Annotated in this window: 16 protein-coding genes; 14 read left to right on the top strand and 2 right to left on the bottom strand. The window is 54.8% G+C overall.

Annotated features, from left to right (window positions below; genetic code table 11):
- The first annotated feature begins 72 nt into the window (after positions 1-72).
- Entirely contained in the window at positions 73-990 is a 918-nt protein-coding gene (locus Poly41_RS27885) for a family 43 glycosylhydrolase (protein WP_231616005.1), read from the top strand.
- 144 nt (positions 991-1134) lie between these two features.
- Here Poly41_RS27885 and Poly41_RS27880 read toward each other — a convergent pair whose 3' ends face one another.
- The gene (locus Poly41_RS27880; RefSeq protein WP_146530654.1) at positions 1135-2706 is read right to left on the bottom strand and encodes a sulfatase family protein; all 1572 of its coding nucleotides are present in this window, start codon (positions 2704-2706) and stop codon (positions 1135-1137) included.
- 933 nt (positions 2707-3639) lie between these two features.
- Between Poly41_RS27880 and Poly41_RS27875 the strand changes: the two genes are divergently transcribed.
- The 3 genes from Poly41_RS27875 (at position 3640) to Poly41_RS27865 (ending at position 7734) form a co-directional block, all read left to right on the top strand.
- On the top strand, positions 3640-5460 hold the full coding sequence (locus Poly41_RS27875) for a DUF3472 domain-containing protein (RefSeq protein WP_231615999.1): 1821 nt from the start codon (positions 3640-3642) through the stop codon (positions 5458-5460).
- Between the two features lie 172 nt (positions 5461-5632).
- A complete protein-coding gene (locus Poly41_RS27870; protein ID WP_197231711.1) occupies positions 5633-6982 on the top strand; it encodes a Gfo/Idh/MocA family protein in 1350 nt (449 codons plus the stop codon).
- A gap of 20 nt (positions 6983-7002) precedes the next feature.
- Positions 7003-7734, top strand: a complete 732-nt coding sequence (locus Poly41_RS27865) for an O-methyltransferase (RefSeq protein ID WP_197231710.1) — start codon at positions 7003-7005, stop codon at positions 7732-7734.
- Between the two features lie 512 nt (positions 7735-8246).
- Here the strand turns inward: Poly41_RS27865 and Poly41_RS27860 are convergent.
- A complete protein-coding gene (locus Poly41_RS27860; RefSeq protein ID WP_146530650.1) occupies positions 8247-9002 on the bottom strand; it encodes a DUF998 domain-containing protein in 756 nt (251 codons plus the stop codon).
- A 229-nt stretch (positions 9003-9231) separates the two neighbouring features.
- Between Poly41_RS27860 and Poly41_RS27855 the strand changes: the two genes are divergently transcribed.
- The 10 genes from Poly41_RS27855 (at position 9232) to Poly41_RS27820 (ending at position 19302) form a co-directional block, all read left to right on the top strand.
- Positions 9232-9702 carry a hypothetical protein gene (locus Poly41_RS27855; RefSeq protein WP_146530649.1) on the top strand — a complete coding sequence of 157 codons (471 nt, stop codon included), beginning with the start codon at positions 9232-9234 and terminating at the stop codon, positions 9700-9702.
- Positions 9671-9937, top strand: a complete 267-nt coding sequence (locus Poly41_RS27850) for a hypothetical protein (protein WP_146530648.1) — start codon at positions 9671-9673, stop codon at positions 9935-9937. The genes Poly41_RS27855 and Poly41_RS27850 overlap by 32 nt, the downstream gene beginning before the upstream one ends.
- Before the next feature lie 15 nt (positions 9938-9952).
- Positions 9953-12406 carry an FAD-dependent oxidoreductase gene (locus Poly41_RS27845; RefSeq protein WP_146530647.1) on the top strand — a complete coding sequence of 818 codons (2454 nt, stop codon included), beginning with the start codon at positions 9953-9955 and terminating at the stop codon, positions 12404-12406.
- A gap of 744 nt (positions 12407-13150) precedes the next feature.
- Positions 13151-14401: a hypothetical protein gene (locus tag Poly41_RS27840; RefSeq protein WP_146530646.1), complete on the top strand. Its 1251-nt coding sequence runs from the start codon at positions 13151-13153 to the stop codon at positions 14399-14401.
- A 186-nt stretch (positions 14402-14587) separates the two neighbouring features.
- Positions 14588-14767, top strand: a complete 180-nt coding sequence (locus Poly41_RS27835) for a hypothetical protein (RefSeq protein ID WP_146530645.1) — start codon at positions 14588-14590, stop codon at positions 14765-14767.
- A complete protein-coding gene (locus Poly41_RS34455) occupies positions 14764-14928 on the top strand; it encodes a hypothetical protein (RefSeq protein WP_197231709.1) in 165 nt (54 codons plus the stop codon). The genes Poly41_RS27835 and Poly41_RS34455 overlap by 4 nt, the downstream gene beginning before the upstream one ends.
- Positions 14929-15147: 219 nt before the next feature.
- Positions 15148-15834, top strand: a complete 687-nt coding sequence (locus Poly41_RS27830; protein WP_146530644.1) for an FG-GAP repeat domain-containing protein — start codon at positions 15148-15150, stop codon at positions 15832-15834.
- Positions 15831-17825 carry a sulfatase-like hydrolase/transferase gene (locus Poly41_RS35160; protein ID WP_231615998.1) on the top strand — a complete coding sequence of 665 codons (1995 nt, stop codon included), beginning with the start codon at positions 15831-15833 and terminating at the stop codon, positions 17823-17825. The genes Poly41_RS27830 and Poly41_RS35160 overlap by 4 nt, the downstream gene beginning before the upstream one ends.
- Positions 17826-17866: 41 nt before the next feature.
- On the top strand, positions 17867-18127 hold the full coding sequence (locus Poly41_RS35155) for a hypothetical protein (RefSeq protein WP_231615997.1): 261 nt from the start codon (positions 17867-17869) through the stop codon (positions 18125-18127).
- Between the two features lie 239 nt (positions 18128-18366).
- The gene (locus Poly41_RS27820; protein ID WP_197231708.1) at positions 18367-19302 is read left to right on the top strand and encodes a ThuA domain-containing protein; all 936 of its coding nucleotides are present in this window, start codon (positions 18367-18369) and stop codon (positions 19300-19302) included.
- Positions 19303-19772: the final 470 nt, after the last annotated feature.

Raw genomic sequence — 19772 nt, 5'->3', positions numbered from 1 at the left:
AAGGCGACTAGCAAAATGACAAGAGTCTTGACGTTCGTTTTTGGAATCGCAGCCGCGATCGCCATCACTCCCATGGCATACGCCAAGGAAAATCCCACCGGCACGCTGACGGCTGTCTTTTCCGACGCCGAAGGGATCGGCGCTGAACAGGGCGTGATGCGGCGGGACCCGAGCGACATCATCAAGGTCGGTGAGCTGTACTATGTCTGGTATTCGAAAGGGACGATCCCTTCCGGATATGATGCGACCGTTTGGTATGCCACTTCAACCGATGGTCAACACTGGACGGAAAAAGGAATGGCACTTGCGAAGGGCGAGCCTGGAAGCTGGGAAGGGGCCAGCGTGTTTACCCCGAATATTCTCGTAGCCGAAGGACGCTATTGGCTGTTTTACACAGGCACCTCCAAGCCGTTCGGCAAAGCATTCAATCCTGATTCGAAAATAGGCATCGCGGTATCGGATTCACCCGAGGGTCCTTGGGAGCGTCTGGCCTCGAACCCAGCGCTTACGAATAGTGAAAACCTCGAAGCGTTTGACAGCCACTTGGTTGACGACGCTTGCCTGATCGTTCGCGACGGGAAGTATTGGTTTTACTACAAAGGCCGTCAATTAGGGAAAGGTCCCGGTCAAACCAAAATGGGCGTGGCGATGGCCGATCAGCCGCAGGGGCCCTATCGGAAACATGAAGGCAACCCGATCATTCAGGGCAATCACGAAGTGTTGATTTGGCCGCAGGGTATGGGCGTGGCCGCGATGATCGGCACCACTGGGCCGAAAGACATTACCCGATCAATCGTCTATGCCGAGGATGGGCTTCACTTCTCGAAGACGCACAGCGTTTTGAATGTTCCGCACGCAGCAGGCGCCTACCGTCCGGAAGCGTTCACGGATCGTGGAACGGGCGAACGGATCGAGTGGGGGGTTCACATTGGGAACATGCCGAAATTCCTGCCGTTTATTCAGCGGTTTGACTTAACGGAAGAGAAATAAGATGGTGGATCTCAGCGAAAACGAAAACAGCAGACAGAGAGACTCGCACGGATACGTCCGCCATCTCAGTAAGTGAGTTGACCATGGCATAAACCGTGTCCGCCGCACAGCGACACTTGGCTCTTCTGTCCAAAGCAACGGAAATCAATCCTCGACGCCGTCTTCCACCATGGCATGACCAAATTTTTCGCTAAAGGTTTTGACCGGGTCGAAGTCAGGACGGTTGTAGAGTTTTTGTTGTCGGTCAACTCGACAATTCGGGTAGTAGTCGAAGATTTCACCATTGCCCAAGACGCGAGGGTCGCCCTGAGCCGTTAGTTCCTTGGTCATCTGGTTCAGAAGTTGGGTTTTCACTTCCGCGTACTCAGGCGAACTCGACAGATTGTTGACACAGTCTGGGTCGTTCTTGATGTCGTACAACTCTTCCGGCGGTCGCTTGCCAAAGCTGAGTTGATGGAACCGGTGCAACGGATCGTTTTCAGACAACTGCGTCAGAAACGTTTTTGTGGGTGAGTTGTCACAATTCAAGTACCCGTACGCTGGATCACCGACGGGCCAGCGATCAGGATTAAAATTTTTGACGTACAGGAAGTGATCGTTCTGGATCGCTCGAACAGGATACGAAACACTTAGCAGGCTGCCGTCCGTACGGCCGATGTCGTGACGCTCTTTGCCCAGCAGCGTGTGATCGCGACTGGTGTCAATGCGGCCCGATTGTTCCGCCAGCAATTGCGGGAGAAAGCTCTTTCCCGTCATCTGGTCGATGACCGGCAGCCCGGCGAGGTCCATCAATGTGGGAGCCAGGTCAGGAAACGTGATAAAGTCAGTGACCGTTCTTCCGGGTTTGATCTTGTTCCCCCAACGAGCGACAAACGGTATGTGGAAACCGTGTTCGTAGATTTGCCCCTTCACACGAGGAAACGGCATGCCATGGTCTGACGTGGCAAGGATCAGAGTGTTCTCAAGCTGCCCGATGTCTTCCAGGTGCCCAAGGGCTCGGCCGAGGTGTGTGTCGTACCACTCGACTTCGATTGCGTAGTCTGCCAAATCCCCCCGAATGATCTCGTTGTCTGGATAGTACGTAGGAACCGTCACCTCCCTAAGGTCTCGGCCATCAAGCTTCCAGTTATCCTTTCCATAGCTACGGTGAGGCTCTTTGGTGCCAAACCAAAAACAAAACGGTTTGTCCTGCGGTTGAGCATCGAGGAAATCCTTAAAGTTGGCGGCGTAGTCAATGTTCGCGATACCCTTGTACGGAGGCTTCAGAGTTCGTTTTGCCCATGCATGTCCGGCCGGGTTGTCATTTTTGAAGCCGGACTTGCCTCCATCGATTCCGTTCCAGACGCCCGGTCCCCAGCCTTTGCCGGTGTAGCCCACGAAGTAGCCCGCTTGCTCCAGTAAATAGGGATAGAACTTCCATTTGCTGGACAAGAAGGGGTTGTGATTGCACGCTTCTTCGAGTTGCCACGAATACCTTCCTGTCAGTAGGCAGGCCCTGGCGGGCGCACATTTAGGATTGCAGTTGTAGGCATTCGTAAACTTAACACCTTCGCTTGCGATGCGATCGAAATTTGGTGTCTTGACGTACGTGCTGCCATAGATGCCGAAGCTATCGCGAGAAGCATCATCTGCGATGACAAACAGGACGTTGGGGCGTTCGGCAGCCGTTGCAAAGGTGGCACTGGCCAGGATGCAAAGCGAAAGAAAACGGGACATTGCGTTTCCGGCAAGGTAAGTGGATTGAGACGGACCGTGTTAGTCTATCGGATTGCGAGATGCACTTCCGCCCTGGCATGCCTCAGAAAACCACCAGCCTGTATTCGATGACCTATAGATTCTGCGGAAGAGCCCCGTTTTTTAAGCTGTTATTCAGAAGCGAGTTGCGCTAAGATCCCCTGCCCGCGTGGGACGTGCGATTTATAACTTGCGGAACTCGATTTACCGCGAGGGACGTTCTATCAAGAAATTTCGGATTTCACTCTCCCGCTTGGAGGTTGTACAGTTTAGCGTCCCCCATCCAGAGAAATTATTGTGATCGACACAAGTTGCGCTGATGGATTCTGGCTCCCCTCGCCCCGCGTGCTTGCGGGGAGAGGGGCCGGGGGTGAGGGGCTTTGCGTCGTGCAGGTTTATCGCTGTTTTAGCGGGCATACGCGTCTGCTGAACCCCCTCATCCCCAGCCCTTCTCCCCCGAAAAATCGGGGGAGAAGGGAGCCAGAGTCTTGGGTGAAACGGAATTTACAAATTCACTCCAACTTGCCGCGCAAGTAGGATTCCCATCACGCCACGCCACAGGGAGAGGGCCCCCTAGGGTGCGCCGCTGCGCGTCGATCCTAGGCTGTGGTATCTAACCGTTTCGCGGTAAATAGAGTTCCGCAAGTTATAAATCGAACGTCCCCAGCGGGAGGGGTGCTTGATACTCGTAAATGTTTAAAAGGAAATAGCTAAAAACTGCATGACCTCTTAGCGCCCGGTGATCTTTCTCTGGTATTTCCTTGCCGCTGCGAACGTTTGAGCGTAGGCTTTTCGGACCATGGTCGCTGCATCCCATCCGGCAGAGCCGTTCACGATTTATCACGATGTGCTCTCGGGAAAGTCAAAACCTTTGACAATCGTTCCAGAAAAAAACACATGATCAAAGAACCAAACGTGATACTTCTGCCAGCCCTGCTATTGCTTAGCGATTTGCTGAGTGGAACAACCGTCGTCGGACAAGACTTCGTCTCTGGCGAAAGGGCTCCTGGTGGAACGGGCCAACTTCAAACGGCCCCTGCACTTTTCAAAGCAGGAGTCGATGATCAAGGTCGACACTATTTCCTCAATGGACAGCCAGCGAAGAACAGCCGACTGATCCTGACCGCGAGCAACGGCTTCTTCGATAACGGAACGTGCCGCGCAGGCGGTGAATCATTGCTGCCCAAGATCGGCGATGACTCGCTTATCCAACCGAATTTCGCCTATCTCGATCAATGGAAGAAGACGAGTGGAACGATCCGCTGGCACCTATGGTTGCCCAAGCCGGGAACCCTCCGAATGAGCGTGAACATGCGAGTGTCGGGGCGCCAGGCTGGTTCGCAGTTGACGGTTTCCCTGGCTGGAAAATCGCAAACCGTTACGACCCTACAATCGTTGCCTGATACGCCGCAGCCGTGGGACCTCGCTTTCGATGTCACCGAACCAGGCGAGCATACGGTTTCGCTCACTGCAGAAAAAATCAGCGATATCGACTCGGGCGTTGGTGAGTTGCATTCCATCAATGTCTTTGGAGCTGCCCTCAAAGACTCGCAATTGCTGCGGGCTCGTTGGCGACCGGCAGCCGTCCACGGCAGTTATTCCTGTTCTAAGGTCAAGCAAAGCCGGATGTGGGTCATGACGACGCGCAGCATGTGCGAATTCAGTAGCTATTCGCCAATCACGACACCTTTCGGATACTACGGCACGTCCTTCGAGGCAGACCGACGGACGAGTGGCGGTTTCAACTTTTCGATGTGGGCGGCGGGCTCGCGCGGCAAGGTCCCACCACTTGATCAGATGCCGCATTTGTTAGCCGCCGGTTCACCGCAGGCGGAATTCAGTGGATTCGGGCACGAAGGCTCTGGGGTGAAGCTGCGAGAATGGATCCCAATGCCCGATCGACCGAAGCTCTGTGTTCAAGCGCTGCGAGTTGAATCCGACGGCAATTACGACACTTACCATGGCTATTTCTGGGATCATCCGACCCGGCGATGGAAACTGTATGCGGTCGGTCGCAAATGGAATGGCGGCAAAGCGAAAGAACATCTCTCGCCCGGTTCGTTTTGTGAAATACCCGGTCCGCCCCAGGTTCAGCGATCAGGTGATCGGGTGCGTGAGGTTCGGCGCCGTGGGTGGTGTTACGGTGACGACGACCGGTGGCATGCGATGGATACCTTTCAATGCAAATCGAAAGAGCCGTCCAACAAATTTTGGTACACGACGGCCGAAGGCGAATTTGCGATGGGCACCGGTGGCATGCGCTACTATGACTTCAAGCAACCGCCCGCACCGGAAACGCAGCAAGCCCTGCCAGAATTTCTAACCCCCGAAGCCACTCGGCAACTGTATCGACTTCCTGCCGAGATCAACGAAGTGAAAGCAATCAACGTCGCCAGCACCTCCGCGGCAATCAGCCTTTCCATGACTCGAGCAGGTACAAACTCACGTGTCGAAGTTTACTATGGTGAATCCGATTGCATGACGTTCGCAAAGCGAAAGCTTCACGGAACCGAACGCAACTCGGCGGTCAGCAAATCGACGCAAGCCGACAAACGATCCTGGTCGCACAGCAATCACGCCGTGCCATTGAAAGACGGAAAGAACCAGGTGATTCTGAAGGACCTGAAGCCGGAAACGACGTATTATTACCGGGCGTTGATCATGAACGACGAAGGCAAACTGTGGACTTTCAAAACCAAGTCGTTCCGCACAAAGTCAGCGTGTTGTCACCAATAGCCCACTCGTGGAGGCATGGATCAATTGTCAGTGCAACGTGGTATGATAGTCTCGCAAAGCCACCTTCGCTTACGACGAACTTGCGACTGCGGACAGATGGACGGCGCGATGAAAATGTCACCCGCCGAATCCGCCCAACTCACCCCTCCCGCTCGTCAAAGGAGCAATTGACGTGAATAACTCAACGCTTTTGAATCGCCGACGCTTTCTAGAAAACGTTGCAACGACCGCAACCGTCGCCTCCACTTCGACCGTGTTGGCCCAAAGCGAGCCATCCCGAATTGGCCCCAATGACACGATCAACATCGCGTTGATCGGTTGTGGTGCCCGCGGTCGCAACCAGGTAATGCCCAGCTTCATGGAGTTGCCTGGTGTCCAGTTGACTGCTGTATGCGATGTCAATTCAGACAACCTGGAAAAAGGGCAAACGAAGGCTGGCGGTTCATCGGTCAAGGTTTATAAAGATTTTCGCGAACTCCTCGCGGACAAGAGCATTGACGCGGTGATCGTGGCTACTCAGGCGCACTGGCATGTCCCGATCGCAGTTGCCGCCTGCCAAGCCGGTAAAGACGTGTACGTCGAGAAGCCGCTTGGCAACTTCATCGGCGAAGGACGCTACTTGATCGAAGCGGCAAAAAAGTATGATCGCATCGTTCAGATTGGTACACAGCAGCACAGCATGGAGCACTATCGAAAAGCGGTCGATATCATTCGATCGGGTAAACTGGGCGCGATCAGCGAAGTCAAAATTTGGGACCATACCTATTGGGCACCCGGTCGCGGCAATCCCGCCGACTGTGATCCACCGCCCGAACTGGATTGGGATTTTTACGTCGGTCCTTCTCCGATGCAGAACTACAACCCGAATATCTATAGCAACTACGGTTACGATTGGTTCCGACTCTCAGGCGGTGGGCACCAGGTTGCTTGGGGTGTGCATCACTTCGATATTGTTAATTGGGCGATGGATGTGAAGTATCCCAAGCGTGTTTCTGCGATGGGTGGGCAATTCGCTTATCAAGATAACTTTGAGTACCCCAACACCTTTGACGCGATCATGGAATTCGGTCCTGGCCCTGTCGCTAAGGACGGTTTCCTGCTGCAATACTCAATGCGAATGGGGTCACGCCGCGTGCGACGGTCTCATGCCAAGTGTTTCTACGGCACGGAAGCAACGATGGTGCTGGACCGCAGTCGGATTTCGATCGCCGCGGAACCGAAATCAAGCAAATCGCAGAACGAAGCCGGTTATTTGCTTAGCCCGGAAGAAGAAATTGTTGCATCGGACGATGCGTTTCGCCATTCGCAAGTCTTTCTCGACAACATCCGAAATCGGACGCAGCCGGAAACCGACGCTCAAACCGGTCACTACGCGACGAATCTGGGCCATTTGATGAACGTCTCCTGGGAAGTCGGACGCAGCATCGAGTGGGACGGTCAAAAAGAACAGGTCGTCGGTGATGCGGAAGCGAACAAGTTCGTCAACAAGGAATACCGCGACCCGTGGAAATTGACAGTCTAACCTAAGAGGACATGAATCGGATGAAACAACTTACACGCATTATCCCGTTGATCGTCGCCTTGGTCGCGACGAACTCACATGTAGTGACGCCGCTGCACGGTGATGAGCCATCACCGCAGCAAGCGAAACGTTTTCCAACAGCCGAGGAGCTCTCTCGCCAAATCTTGCCGATGCACCCGAAGCCGCGAGACGCGACGGAGACGCGGATGATCGCTGTGATGGACGACATGCAGGCCAATCAGGCTCAAGGCATGGGGAATATACTACCGGAAGATGGTCGTTTGATGCGCATGCTTGTCGAGTCGCTTGGCGCCAAGCACGTCGTCGAACTCGGAACGTCCAACGGTTACTCAGCCATCTGGTTTTGCCTGGCGCTACGATCAACCGGTGGCAAGCTGACGACTCACGAACTGGATCCCGAGCGGATCAAGTTGGCAAAGGCGAACTTTTCAAAAGCCGGAGTCAATGATCTGCTAACGCTGGTCGAGGGCGATGCTCATGAAACAATCAAGCGACTCGACGGCCCCATCGATTTCGTGTTGCTCGATGCGGAAAAGGAGGGTTTTGTTGATTACCTCAATCAGCTTCTTCCCAAGGTTCGCGTTGGTGGGCTGATCATCGCGCATGACTCCTCGGGCCAAGCAGACCAGTTAACGGATTACTTCAAGGCAATCGTCGCTAGCGAGAGTCTGGAAACTGTTTTGGTTGACGCATCGAAGTGGGGTATGTGCATCACTCGCAAGATGCGGTAGTTCCAAAGAACGTATAGCGAAGGAATGAACAAGCATCGCAAGCCAATGCAACCGTCGATCGGCGTGCTTGGCCTCACTCGCTTCGGTAGTCGCAGAAAGAACTCATTGCACGCCCGCGCCTTGCAAACAGCGGAACGTGGGATTGAACCGGATCACGGCAGAGTCTGACGAGGGCTGGCCAACGTGTCGATCGCTTCAGCCGAATCAAGATGCTGCGAATGGGGTCGATGGAAGCCAGAATCCATCAGCGCGACTTGTCGCGATACCATCGCCCGAGATTCTGGCTCCCTTCTCCCCCAATTTCCTGGGGGAGAAGGGCTGGGGATGAGGGGGTGGCAGCAGCGTGATCGGGCCAAAGAGTCCGTCGGCAATCGGCGTGCGGAGAACCCCTCTCATCCCGCCCCCTAGTATCTAGGGAATCGACTTTCTGGGCGTCATTTTGGATGCTTTTGACAGTGGATACCACCCTCTTTGCCTGCAGCTTTGTCGGTTGCACGGCGACCCAAACCGAGTCATTTTTTCCGATGCTGACGCTGCAGCTTGACCATGTAGTCGCCCGCCTGTTCGTTGGCAATCTGCATCCGAGTTCTCGTTTGTTGTACGACATAAAGGGCTGCTGCGGCGACGCGCGCCGACAACAACGTGAACCACACGATCGACTGCAAGACGACAATCTTCTGCATCGCCATCACCCCTGTCGTGGCGGTCGAGAGCGCGTACACAAAAACTCCGCAGAACAGGATGGCTGTGGCGATCCCGATGACCCAGCCAAACCAGCCCTCGCCGCTAAAACATTGGTAGCTGAATAGCACGCCTACGCAAAGCATGGGAACGATCCACAACATCAGCGACGTCATGTGCCATCCATAGCAGACATCGACGGGCGTGAGCCCGATCCCTATTAATCCCAGGGAAGTGAGTGAACCGGAGAGCGTCGTCGATAGGCTTCCGATCGTCTGTTCCTCAAAAGCGCGAATCGAGACGAGAAAGAAGGCGAGCAGCGACAGCCCCAACGCGATAATGGAAGCGTTGAAGAACCGCGAGCTGGTTGCGTTGTCGGCGCCGTTAATCGCTTTGATCCGACCGAGATCGCTTAACCAATTGTCTGACCACGAATACCCGATTGTTTGGGTGTCGGCGCTCGTGCCTCCGGGATAGTGATTCATCGCCGAAGTGACGAAGATCAAAAACTGAGTGAGTCCCAATGCTGCCAAAAAGACGCCGGCAATGAGCAGCTTGTCAATTTGCAGCGAACTGGGTCGCACCATCTGTCAGAGTCCTCAAGGAAATAATTGCTGAGGATGCCGTCCTTCTCGACTTCGTAATTGCCGAATACGGATCGCTCGTCGATTCTATCGACACAGATAGTCTAACGACAAGCCGAAGGCGATCGTTCACAAGGGAGGAGCGAGCCTGTGGTATAACTTGGGTTGACAAGTTGCGGAACGGAACTCGGTGAGTTAGTAAGCACAAGGCATTTGCAGAGAAAGAAAACTCATGAACACGATTCGGATCTCAGTCGCCGGCGTTTTGTCGTTAACGTTTTTTTGCTCAGCTTTGTCGGCTTCCGAACGGGCGGTAATGCAGGAATGCCAATCCGCAATGGTCAAGGTCGATGACGCGAAGTACTTGATGTTGCAGTCCCAGCTGCGAAAGTCCACCCAACAGACCGACGCTTTGCCACTTCCGGATGGGGTCAAACCGGTATGGGACTTGGACAAGGTCGTTAAGCTGAGTACGCCGACTCGAGAGCAGATCTGTATCAACGGACTCTGGCGTTGGCAGCCGGGCGAGGACGACTCGTTGCAGGTTTCCGACGGGGACTGGGGGTATTTCAAGGTACCCGGTAGTTGGCCTGGTATCGAGAATTGGATTCACATGGATTGCCAGACGGTCCATTCGCATCCGAACTGGAAGTCTCAGGCGTTAAAGGACGTTGCATCTGCTTGGTATCAGCGCGCCTCGTGATTTACCGCTGGTGACCGATGGAGCGGTCACGGTCGGCGATGGCGTGCTCGCGGCATCGCAGGGCGGTCGTGTCGTCTTCTGCCAAATGGCTCCCTGGCAGTTTGACTACCAGATAAACTACGGTGTGAAACGAACCTATCGACGAACGGCGTTTATGGCAAATCGGCTTCTGGGCAACCCAAACACTCAGGCCAGCAGTACCTTTCCGCAAGCAAGCGGAAAACGTGTCTGCTGACAGATTAATTGGAAGATGATGCAGATTGATAAGCTACAGGAGTCGCTACCCTCAGCACTCGCGGAAAGAACGCGAGTGCTGGGTCGTCAGCATGTGAATTCCGAGGGAGACTATGTTCTTTATTGGATGCGGACTGCACTTCGCACAGACGAGAATCCAGCGCTCAATGTTGCGATTGAATTTGCAAACCAATTGGGATTATCACTATTGGTTTACCACGGTTTGTCGGAACGCTACCCGTTTGCTTCGGACCGACACCACACGTTTATCCTCCAAGGTGCAAGGGACGTGCAGAGGGCGTTTGCCGACTCATCGATTTGCTATGTGTTGCACGTTGAACGGCCCGGGCATCGCGGACCGCACCTGAGGACGCTTGCAGAGCAGGCAGCGGTCGTCGTGACCGAAGATATTCCGACGGAGCCGCTGCGGAGTTGGACCGTCGGGCTGAGCCGAGTTCTCCGATGTGATGTTGTTGTGGTCGATACCGCATGTGTCGTTCCCATGCGATTGGTCGGTAGGAGTTACGAGCGAGCATTCGAATTTAGAAACGCGACGAAGGGACTTTACGCAGAACGCGTTTCTTTAGACGCGAAGGATTCGGAGCTGCGAAATGGCTCGAAGTCGTCAATCGACCTCCCCTTCGACGCTGTCGACTTGCAGGATCGCGACATCGCAAGCATCGTAAGCCAATGTGAAATCGATCACTCGATTGGTCCGGTGCCAGATGCGGTTGGCGGCTCAGTCGCAGCCAACGAGCGTTGGCAAAACTTTAAAGACAATGGGTTAGCAACCTACGACCGCCGACGTAATGACGTGCTTATCGATGGGGCGAGTCGAATGTCGCCCTACCTTCACTACGGCATGGTGGCCGCCACGAGACTCGCGAGGGAAGCGGCGGCAAACGAGTCCAAGGGTGCGGAGAAGTTCCTCGACGAGTTGCTGATTTGGCGAGAACTCGCTTATGTATTTTGCCACTATCGGCGAGATCATCGTCGCATTTCGGCGATTCCCCGTTGGGCTCGCGACACGCTCGCCAAGCATGAAACGGATCCTCGACAGTTGATGTCGTGGGAAACAATGAGTCGAGGACGGACGGGCGATTCCATTTGGGATTCTGCGCAGCGATCGCTGTTGATTCACGGCGAGCTGCACAACAATGTTCGGATGACTTGGGGCAAGGCGATCTTGAATTGGACGCCTGGCGCCAGCGAAGCACTTCATCGCTTGATCGACTTGAACCATCGATACGCGTTGGATGGCCGTGACCCGGCATCCTACGGTGGGATTCTGTGGTGTCTCGGTCAGTTTGATCGTCCTTTTACACCGGAACAGCCAATTTTCGGAACGGTTAGAACCCGATCGACTGAGCAGCACGCAAAACGGCTCGACCCAATCGCGTATCGACGAAAGGTCACACGACCCTTGCGGGACCCAATGCCAAAAGTTGCCGTGATTGGAGCGGGAATGTCCGGGCTGATGTGTGCGAGGACTCTCGCCGACCACGGTTGTGATGTCCGGGTTCTTGAGAAGAGCCGCGGTGTCGCTGGCCGCATGTCGACACGTCGCGCGGAAAATAATCTGAGCTTCGATCATGGTGCTCAGTATTTCACCGCTCGCGACGAACGTTTCAAGCGGTACATTCAGTCCTGGCTGGATGACGGGCTCATTGCCCCCTGGAACGGTCGCATCGTTGCGGTCGAGAAGGGTGTCATCAAAGCCGAAAAGTCCAGCGACAATCGCTACGTAGCGGTTCCCGGCATGAATTCCATCGGGAAGCACCTTGCAGCTAATTTGAATCTTCAACTGGCGACAAAAGTCGCGGTTCCCATTCGTTCGGACGATCAATGGGTTCTCGCCAGCGTGGATGGAGGCGAGTTAGGTCAATTCGACTTCGTGGTTGTTGCCACGCCGTCTGGTCAGGCAGCGTCTTTATTGGCTGAGGTGCCAGAGCTCAAGGAACACGCCAGAGGGACTAAGATGGGCGGTTGCTGGGCCCTGATGGTAGCGTTTGAGCGATCTTTGAATCTCGGTTTCGATGGTGCGTTCGTGCATCACTCGCCGCTTTCATGGATTGCCCGCAACAATAGTAAGCCTCAGCGTGAGGGCGATCGCGAGACCTGGGTCGTGCATGCCGCAGCCGAGTGGACTGAGAAGCACATCGATGAGTCAGCCGACCAGGTCAAACCGTATTTGTTCGACGAGTTTTGGGGTGCAGTTGGGCGGCCGAGGGTGGAGCCAATCCATCTGGACGTGCATCGCTGGCGATTTGCAATCCCTAAAGAGCCACATACCGATCGGTGTCTATTCGATGACATTCGCGGGATCGGGGCTTGTGGCGATTGGTGTGGCGGTCCGCGAGTGGAGGGAGCTTTTCTAAGTGGAATGGCGATGGCAGGCCGTATTCTTGGCCAGATTAACTCGAGTTCGTTTCCCTGTTTAGGCCAGACGCAGCAGCTTGAACTCTTTTAGACTTCTTTCCAAAATTGTTCGCTAACGGGCCAACGGTTCAATCGCAGACGCCTTGTATAGCGGTTTAGCCTGTCGGGGCGGACCGACCGCCCGTCGTTCTGCCTGTGCGATCAGCCAGCTTCCTATCGCATGATTTGCGATTTAAGACCTTGTCAGCGAGGGATAATGCTTCACACAAACAATCTGTGGCTGGGGCGTTGTGGCGGTTTCGGATTACGAGGTTCCGGTCGAGTCGGGCTTTCGGTTTCTTCGACTACATTCGAGAGAGAAGATGGGATGAAACCACTTATCGGAAATCGATCTGCTGAGAAAGACATTCGAGACTGGCTTGCGGAAAATGGGTATTGCGGAAGATCTGCGAAGTTCGATGAGATCGAGCTGCATGCGGTTAAACGACCGGGCTGGCTTCAGGTTTTTCGATTTTCTTTCCGAGGATTCACAGTAGAACAACAACCCGTGCAACTCCTTGGGGCAATGCGATCGGATGAACGATATGGGCCGCCAAAGATTGTGGTTCACGAAGATTTGGCGTCTCGAGATATGCAACTTGCGGAATGGTCTGAAGGGTTGATAACTCAACGCCGCCACAGGAATTAGCGGGTTTGCGGCTGGTCTCGGATCAGACCGTTCTCCCTTTAATCAGCGATGGCGATGAGTCGACTTCTGCTCGATTGATTTACGATTTTTGGACCCTTGTCAGCATCAGAGAATTCTTTCTGCTCCCAAGTTTAGAAGCAGGAGTCAGTGGCGACACAAATTTTGAACAACGTGTTGACACTTCGCAAAGTCATGGACAACTGCAAGGCTCGACCTTCAAGAAGTACTGCACTCACTGGAGTTCGTATCATTTCTTACGCTCGTGCTCGTTTGTGGATCGGAGTCAGCGGTGTTGGGCTGATCGTCACTGCCTGTGTACTCGCAATCCTTGAGGGCCTGCCAGGGCGGTTCTTGCCGACTTCTCGGTTTGGAAGCGTTTCTGACCTCGGTTGGATCCTAGTGCTGATTGGTTCAACCGTAGCTTTCATGGCTCCCCTTGACTTCCTGGGTGGCTACTTCATTCCGTCCCGCTTCTATCATCAAAAGATTTCGCTTGACTGTTTCCTTCGAAGTTGGACGAGGGGTGTCGCTGTCCAGGCGATTCTCTTTTTCTTGTCCACGCTTGTGATCCTCACCGTTGGCCGGAATGCAGGGTTGATCGGCGCTCTCATCTCGATTGCCATCATGTCCGTCGCGTACGTTGGCTTTCAAAGCCGACTTGTGCTTGCGATGACCGGTTGTTGTTGGACAGTTGACGATGACAAGGTGATTCGAGCCATGAATCTTGCCAGTGGTTGGGGTTTGGAAAAATTGCCAGTGACCGTAGTTCAAAGCAGCGATCCCGGTTTCACCGGAGGCGTTGTTGGCTTACCGCGGTTCGAGTCGATCATGGTTCCAAAAGACTTTGTTGACCTTCTGACGTTAGAGCAACTTGCCCTCGTACTTGCGAGACGTTTGGTTGCAGTCGATTCGGGGAGCCGGACACGGGGTATCTCGCTCGCGCTGATCTGGATTGTCTGTGGCTTCAGCCTTGCGACGTTGCTTCCAGGGGCCAGCGTCGCAAGCGTTTCCGGGTTGGCGACAACTTGTCTTGGCTTCACCATTTGGACCTTTCTGGGGCTTCTGACGCTGCCCACAGTCAGCCGACAGGCGTCTTACGCGATCGACGGTGAAATCTTGCGTCGCAGTGCGGAAACGAAGGCGTTCACCGAAACAATCCGATCCTTGGACGCTTTTCAGGATGACGAGCCATCGCGCAGAACCCTGATCGAGACCATCTTTCATCCAGTGCCGAGTGTAGACAACCGCCAGCGTGGCTCAAAACACCGATTTCCTTTCGCCTGGCACACGGCCCGAACGACGTTGTTCCTGTCTTGGTCTTGTATGGGACTGCTCGCCCGTGCCGTGCACTGCAACGTGGGGAGACCAGAACGATGGGTAATGCTCCCAACCGATTGACAGGGAGAGAACAGAACGTTGGCGTTGCCACGGATCGATAAGCTGCACTGCGAAAACGGATCATGATCGACGGACGCGAAACGGGAAAGGAGGTCTGAACGAGGTAGCAATCGCATCAAGTATCGAACCCATTTGCATGGTTCGCACCAATTAAACCACATTAACACTCTTAACTCGGAAAGACACATGAAAAAGCAATCTCTTGGTAAGCTACTTGTCATCTTGGGAGCCGGACTTTCGTTCCTCCTTTCAGTGGGGCTATGGTTTTCTGGCCAGCGGGAAGAAGGACTTTTTGTAGGCATTTGGGTGCCATCGATTCTCTCCTTCGGCAGCCTGCTTTTTGCTGGAAAGGAGTCGCAACAATGACCTCGTTTGCGATATTGGTTCTAGGCGTGATCGTCTCCGCGATTACCGGTACGGGCGCAATCATGATTGGGCTACAAGAGGCTGCTGATCCGGACCATAGTCGCGTCGAGGATTTATCAGCCGTTGAAAAGCAGATCGTCGGTCGCGACGGGCCCGGTTAACTCCTCGCGACGACAATGCCTCAATACATCAACTTCTTGCTCTATCAAATCGGCTGGATTGCGGTCGAAGCCACCTACCGTGGCCTTTCCCGGCATTTGAAGGTGTAGAGCACGGGTGTCGTGGTTCGAGTTGCTAGGGGAGGACCTCATGGACAGCAGCTCTGCTATATTACAGACCAATCAACGTCAATCGTTCATGCACTTAGATGTTAGAAGGTGATGAAAAGAACGTTTCCCGCCCTGCTGTGGCTGCTCACGGCGATACCCCATGGGTTGTGCAGGGCAGAAGAAAGAGCCTTCGTCTCGAGTGATCGCCTGACTCTGGGGACCGAGATGAGCCGTTCGGCCTCACTGCGAGCGGCGGATGTTGACGGTGATGCCGACATTGATTTGATCGTTGCCAATGGTCGTCATTGGCCTCAACAAAACTTTGTGTTCGTCAATCAAGGTCGCAGTCGATTCAATGTCATGCGGCCTTTGGGTGTTGATCGATCGACCAGCTACGCTTGCGAACCAGCCGACTTTGACGGGGACGGCCACGTCGACTGGGTCGTCAGTAACGTTGACGCTGCGAATTTGGTCTTTTTGGGTGATGGCAACGGTGGCGTGCTTACCCAGAAATCATTCGGGCGGGCTGACGGGAAAACTTATTGCGTGGATGTGGCTGATTTCAATAGAGATGGTCTTCCTGACATCGTTGTCGGTAATGTGGGGCAACCGAACGCGGTCTATTTTAATGGCGACTTGGAGACCGCGTTCGATGAATCACTCTTCGGTGCTGCAGATTCGGCGACTTACGGATTATGCACCAGCGATTTCAACGGGGACGGATTCCCCGATATTGCAGTCGCGAACTCCGATGGTTTCAATCGGGTGTTCCTCAATCAAGCGAAAGACAATCCATGATCAAACTTATCACTTCGTCCACGGCTTTTCTCTTGGCTACGTCTCTGTTCGCGTCCGCCTTTGGGGGCGAGAACAGCGATTGGCCAGGTTTTCGAGGCCCGGGCGGGCGAGGTATCGCCACCGATCAAGTGACCGCGAAATCGTGGGATGCGACGAACCCGAACGACAAAGCGATCCTCTGGAAAACCGATGTTCCCGGACTGGGGCACGCCAGCCCCACGATTATCGGCGACAAGATTTTCCTTGCCACCGCGGTGGCAGCCAGCGGCAAGGCACCGCTGAACGTCGGTCGCAATGGCAACATCGACGCGGCCGACGACAACGGTGAGCAAACGTGGTGGGTTCTCTGTTACGATAAAGCGACGGGTGAGGAAAAATGGCGCAAGACTGCACGGAAAGGTGATCCCAAAGCGACTCGCCATGCCAAGGCGACTCATGCCAATACGACGATCGCGGCGGATGCCAATCACGTTGTCGCCTTCTTTGGTTCCGAAGGCCTGTATTGCTATGACCACGAAGGTAACCTGCTCTGGCAACGTGACCTTGGTGTCATCAACGACAATCCCACCCCAACTCCCTTCGTCCATCAAGATCGAATCTACATCACCAATGCTCATGGTGGGCCGTCACCCATCTATGCCATTGCCACCCATGCACGTGGCAACTTGAGTGAGTCCGATTCAGCCGCCGAGCAAGGCGTGGTTTGGAAAGTGGACCGGGGTGGCAGCTACATGTCGACCCCTGTGGCATGGGGCGACTACCTGTATCTCGGCAACACAAACGGCATTGTACGTTGCTTTCACGCCGAGACCGGCGAGAAGGTCTACGAGGAACGTCTCGGCAGCGGTGCTTCCATCACCGCATCGTTGGTTGCCTCTGACGACAAAATTTACTGTCCGTCCGAAGACGGCATGATGTATGTCTTGCAGGCAGGTCCCGACTTCAAGATCCTAGCCGAGAACGAAATGGGGTCCCCCTGTTTCGCCACGCCCGCGATTTCCGACGGAGTGCTCTACGCCCGAACGACCCAAACGCTGATGGCGATTCAGTCTGAACCCGAATCAGGAACCAAGACTGCGTCACCATCACGACCCAACCTATTGTTCATCGCTGTGGATGACTTGCGGCCATCGATGGGATGCTATGGTGACCCCCGCGCGATCACGCCGAACATGGATGGATTAGCGGCCAATGGGGTGCTGTTCAATCGTGCCTACTGTCAGGTTGCGGTCTGCAACCCGTCGAGGGCCAGTTTGATGACCGGTTTGCGTCCAGACAACTTGGGCGTCTGGACGTTGCCCATTCACTTTCGCGAGGCCATGCCCGACGCGGTAACGATGCCTCAATGGTTTCGTAAATTCGGTTACACGGCCGTCAGCCACGGCAAGGTCTATCACAATCCCACACCCGATCCGCAGTCTTGGAGCGAGCCGATTCGTGATCTGCGGTCACTTCCCGATCCGTATCCCGAAGGCACCCGCGAGGCAGTGCAAGCAGCGATGAAGGAATTGGCTCCCAGCGATTGGCGAAAGAACAACCTGCGAAACCCTAGCACAGCCGCACCCGATTTGGCGGACAACGAACTGCTCGACGGTGCTCGAACCGACATGGCGATCGAAGACTTGCGTCGATTGGGCAAGCAATCCGAACCGTTCTTCCTTGCGATGGGTTACATCCGACCGCACCTCGCTTGGGTCGCTCCCAAGAAGTATTGGGACATGCACGATCCATCCAAGTTGCCAGTGCTGGAGGATCAGCATGTGATCCCCAACACGCCTGCCTACGCACCGAGCAACAACAGTGAATTGTCACATTACGTTGACCTGATCAATATGCCCAAACCGTGGGACGATGAGGAGCTTACACTCGAAAAGCGACGTCAACTAGTTCATGGCTACTACGCCTGCGCCAGCTATGTGGACGCTCAAATCGGTCGGCTGCTCAATGCTCTGGACGAGGAAGGTCTTGCCAAGACCTCATCGATCGCTTGACCAAGCAACTGATCGAGTCCCATCCAAGAAAGCAACTCCGAATGACACCCGCGGTGCATTCGAATCCGAATCCGGGACGCTGGCGTGCGGAATTGAGCTTCACCAACCAGACCGAAACCGAGTTGAGGGTGTATCCCATCACGCCGGCAGGTAGACGGGGCCGAGTCATACGAATCGAACCATCGCAGAATGCGACCTTCAACGCACGCCTTGGTGGCGTCTACGTTGTCGAGAGCGAGGACGGAAAGATTCACGAAGTTCACTCACCGTCGTTTCCACCACGAAACGTTGTGATCGAGTAGGAGTACGAGTATCCCTTTGTGAAGCGCGATTTTGATATGCGGAAAACTCACGACGCGAACCAGCAAAGTAGCAAGAAACCGCTGCGACTTCTGCGAAAAATCTCGCTGCCCAGCTAAGCAACGGGCATCATCCCCCCCAACCGTATCCTCGAGTTGCATTTTGTCACTTCGCCGACTAGCAATTCGTTATCATGGTGCTTCTGCCCCCCCCTCCAAAATCTCCCACCGACGAGAATTCCATGTTCCATCGCAACTTGTGGCCCATCACCCTGCTGTCCTTGCTCACCATCGGCCTAACCTTCGCCTCCAACGCTTCAGCGGTCGACGGCAAAAAACAGATTGTCTTTGTGCATGGCAAAGCCAGCCACGGCTACGGTGGCCATGCGTACGGTCCCGCGTTCCGGATGCTAGCAGAAATCCTCAACCAGAACGTTCCTGCGGTGAACGCTCAAGTCATCCAGGACGACCAGGATCTCTCGGCACTGGACACTGCGGATGCGATTGTCTTAGGCAGTGATGGTGGCCAGCTCGTCAAGTCACTTGGTGATCGGCTACAACCGCTGATGCAACAAGGTGTTGGACTCGGGTGCATCCACTATACCGTCGATCCATCGGATCCCACCGCGGTCCAGCGACTCATCGATTGGATCGGTGGCTCGTATGAACGACATTGGTCCGTCAACCCCCATTGGGAAGCGGAGTTCAAGGCATTCCCCAATCATCCTGTTTCACAAGGTCTAAAGCCGTTCCGATGCAGTGACGAATGGTATTATCACATGCGATTTGCCAAAGACATGAGAGGCGTCACGCCCATTCTTTCCGCCATTCCGCCTGAGGCCACTCGGCAACGACCCGACGGTCCTCACAGCGGCAACGCGCACGTCCGTTCGCGAGTCGGGATGGAAGAGGTCGTTGGTTGGGTCTACGAGCGACCGAGCCACGGTCGAGGTTTTGGGTTCACCGGCATGCACTCGCACTGGAACTGGGCACAGGACAGTTATCGCAAATCGGTTCTCAATTCCATCGTCTGGATCGCCGGAGCGAAGGTTCCAGAGAATGGCGTCCCATCCGAGACGCCCAGCTTGGAACAGCTTGAAGCGTATTTGGGCCAGCCTCGACCCGCGAGCTTCGATGCGAACTCTGTTGGCTCGCTGATTGAAAAGATGAACCCGTAAGGTACACGGGATCTCGCGGAGAATCGCCACGTCGATGCGAAGGAGAGTCCGTTACCGCTTGGGACGTTCTCTAAACAAATTTCGGATTTCACTCTCCCGCTTGGAGGTTGTGCAGTTTAGCGTCCCCCATCCCGAGAGATTAGAGTGATCGACACAAGTCGCGCTGATAGATTCTGGCTCCCCTCGCCCCGCGCGCTCGCCGGGAGAGGGGCCGGAGGGTGAGGGGCTTTCCGTCGTGCAGGTTTATCGCTGTTTTGGCGGGCATATGCGTCTGCTGAACCCCCTCATCCCCAGCCCTTCTCCCCCGAAAAATCGGGGGAGAAGGGAGCCAGAGTCTTGGATGAAACGGAATTTACAAATTCACACCAAGTTGCCGCGCAGGCAGGATTCCCATCACGCCACGCCACAGAGCCCAGGGTGCGCCGCGGCGCGACCCTAGGCTCTGGAATACAACGCCAGCTGGCGTAAGA

This window comes from Novipirellula artificiosorum (assembly GCF_007860135.1).
GTDB classification, from domain to species: Bacteria; Planctomycetota; Planctomycetia; order Pirellulales; family Pirellulaceae; genus Novipirellula_A; species Novipirellula_A artificiosorum.
This window is presented reverse-complemented; position numbering and strand designations above follow the sequence as displayed.

Coding starts and splice junctions, on each gene's coding strand:
- Poly41_RS27885 (WP_231616005.1), top strand. CDS start 73: ATGGCATACGCCAAGGAAAATCCCACCGGCACGCTGACGGCTGTCTTT.
- Poly41_RS27880 (WP_146530654.1), bottom strand. CDS start 2,706: ATGTCCCGTTTTCTTTCGCTTTGCATCCTGGCCAGTGCCACCTTTGCA.
- Poly41_RS27865 (WP_197231710.1), top strand. CDS start 7,003: ATGAAACAACTTACACGCATTATCCCGTTGATCGTCGCCTTGGTCGCG.
- Poly41_RS27860 (WP_146530650.1), bottom strand. CDS start 9,002: ATGGTGCGACCCAGTTCGCTGCAAATTGACAAGCTGCTCATTGCCGGC.
- Poly41_RS27855 (WP_146530649.1), top strand. CDS start 9,232: ATGAACACGATTCGGATCTCAGTCGCCGGCGTTTTGTCGTTAACGTTT.
- Poly41_RS27845 (WP_146530647.1), top strand. CDS start 9,953: ATGATGCAGATTGATAAGCTACAGGAGTCGCTACCCTCAGCACTCGCG.
- Poly41_RS27835 (WP_146530645.1), top strand. CDS start 14,588: ATGAAAAAGCAATCTCTTGGTAAGCTACTTGTCATCTTGGGAGCCGGA.
- Poly41_RS34455 (WP_197231709.1), top strand. CDS start 14,764: ATGACCTCGTTTGCGATATTGGTTCTAGGCGTGATCGTCTCCGCGATT.
- Poly41_RS27830 (WP_146530644.1), top strand. CDS start 15,148: ATGAAAAGAACGTTTCCCGCCCTGCTGTGGCTGCTCACGGCGATACCC.
- Poly41_RS35160 (WP_231615998.1), top strand. CDS start 15,831: ATGATCAAACTTATCACTTCGTCCACGGCTTTTCTCTTGGCTACGTCT.
- Poly41_RS35155 (WP_231615997.1), top strand. CDS start 17,867: ATGACACCCGCGGTGCATTCGAATCCGAATCCGGGACGCTGGCGTGCG.
- Poly41_RS27820 (WP_197231708.1), top strand. CDS start 18,367: ATGTTCCATCGCAACTTGTGGCCCATCACCCTGCTGTCCTTGCTCACC.